This is a genomic window from Pantoea sp. Morm (genome assembly GCF_016643525.1).
In the GTDB taxonomy this organism is placed as follows: domain Bacteria; phylum Pseudomonadota; class Gammaproteobacteria; order Enterobacterales; family Enterobacteriaceae; genus Pantoea; species Pantoea dispersa.
Map to the genome: position 1 here is coordinate 1 of NZ_VOQX01000231.1, position 1,711 is coordinate 1,711.

Below are 1,711 nucleotides of genomic sequence, written 5' to 3' on the forward strand. Positions count from 1 at the left end.
GGTGGTGTTTATCGCCGGTGCGCTGGTGGGCATGCTGGCCGGACCGGGACCGGCGATGCTGGCCGAGATGTTCCCGACCAGCGTGCGTTACACCGGGCTGGGGCTGGCCTATTCGCTCTCCAACGCGCTGTTTTCCGGCTGCGCAGGTCTGATCATTACCGGCCTGATGAAGCAAACCGGCAATGCCGACATTCCCGCCTGGTATGTGATGGCCACCGCCGTAGTGAGTTTTATCGCGCTGCTTTCGCTCAATAAGGACGATCACCGCAGACCCCTTTAACATCATGCTGCTTCATTCCTGCCCCTCATGCGATGCAGCCTTGCCAGGGTGAGCGCTCGCCCTCACCCGTATTGGCGCCGCCGGTTAGTCTGTTGACAATCAGCCCGATTAATAGTTGTATTATACAACCTTATAACCACTGGGCGTTTGTACCATGACCACTGAATCGTTAGTTAATCAGATACGTTCCGCCTCCCGACTGATGGTACGTGAACTCGGGTTTATGCGCCCGACGCTGGCGGCAACGGACTATTCGCCTTCTGCTGTCCACACGCTGCTGGAGATGGAAACCCAGGGCACAGTGACGGCTGCACAGTTAGTGGACTTGCTCGGTCTGGAAAAATCGAGCGTCAGCCGCATGCTGGCCAGACTGGTGGCGGCTGGTGAAGTGCAGGAAATCGCTGACGGCAGTGATGCCAGGATTAAAAGGCTGAAACTGACTGCGCAGGGGATGGCTACCGTTGCCAGAGTCAATCAGTACGCGGCACAACGGGTGCTGGCCGCGCTGGCCGGGCTTGAACCGGCACAGCAGCGCACGGTAGCGCAGGGACTGAGCGCTTATGCTGACTCCGTGCGCCGCTGTCGGACCGGCACGCAGCCCCTTCCCTCAGGTGCCATCGACATCGTCAGCGGTTACCGGCCCGGGATGATCGGCCGCATCGCCGAAATGCACGGCCGTTACTATGCCCGGCATCATCAGTTTGGTCACTATTTTGAAGGCAAAGTCGCCAGCGGGCTGGCAGAGTTTGCCGGACGGCTGGGAAGTGAGCGCAATCAAATCTGGCTGGCAGTGCATAACGATAATATTGTCGGTTCAGTGGCGATTGACGGAGAGGATCTTGGCAATAATCAGGCCCATCTGCGCTGGTTTATTCTTGACGAGACGTGTCGCGGTAGCGGCATCGGGCGACGCTTGCTTCATGAGGCTGTGGCGTTCTGCGATCGTCAGCGCTTTAGCGCAACGCAACTGTGGACCTTCAGTGGGCTGGATGCGGCCAGACGACTCTACGAGCAGGCAGGCTTCACCCTGACGCGCGAGTGGCAGGGCGATCAGTGGGGCAAAATCATGACTGAACAGCACTTCACGCGATGATGGCCGGGAAAGATTATCAACGGCTGATGCACTGCCGTTTCACCACCGCGTCAGGCCAGAGAAATAGCCGGATTAATGCGGAAAAACAGGTTTGAATATGAATTTCGGGTTAAGTAATAAATGGCATTAAATAAACGCAAGCTGGATTTTAAAATTATCCGGCAAAAAACCTCAGCAGTCTGCAATAACAAAACCCCGGCACATCAGTGTACCGGGGATAACCAACACTACCAGTTAAATTTATTACTATCTTCCCACTCTTTGACTTCTTTCTCTGCTTGATCTTTACCGTAGCCGTAGCGCTCCTGAATGCGGCCGACTAATTGATCGCGTTTCCC

The 1,711-nt window shown here is 56.0% G+C and carries 1 protein-coding gene and 1 pseudogene; both read left to right on the forward strand.

Going from position 1 to position 1,711, the window contains the following annotated elements:
• A pseudogene (locus FT726_RS27130) lies at window positions 1–280 on the forward strand (metabolite-proton symporter); the annotation flags it as partial.
• A gap of 154 nt (window positions 281–434) precedes the next feature.
• Window positions 435–1,373 carry a bifunctional helix-turn-helix transcriptional regulator/GNAT family N-acetyltransferase gene (locus FT726_RS27135; RefSeq protein ID WP_282996939.1) on the forward strand — a complete coding sequence of 313 codons (939 nt, stop codon included), beginning with the start codon at window positions 435–437 and terminating at the stop codon, window positions 1,371–1,373.
• Window positions 1,374–1,711: the final 338 nt, after the last annotated feature.

Coding starts and splice junctions, on each gene's coding strand:
- FT726_RS27135 (WP_282996939.1), top strand. CDS start 435: ATGACCACTGAATCGTTAGTTAATCAGATACGTTCCGCCTCCCGACTG.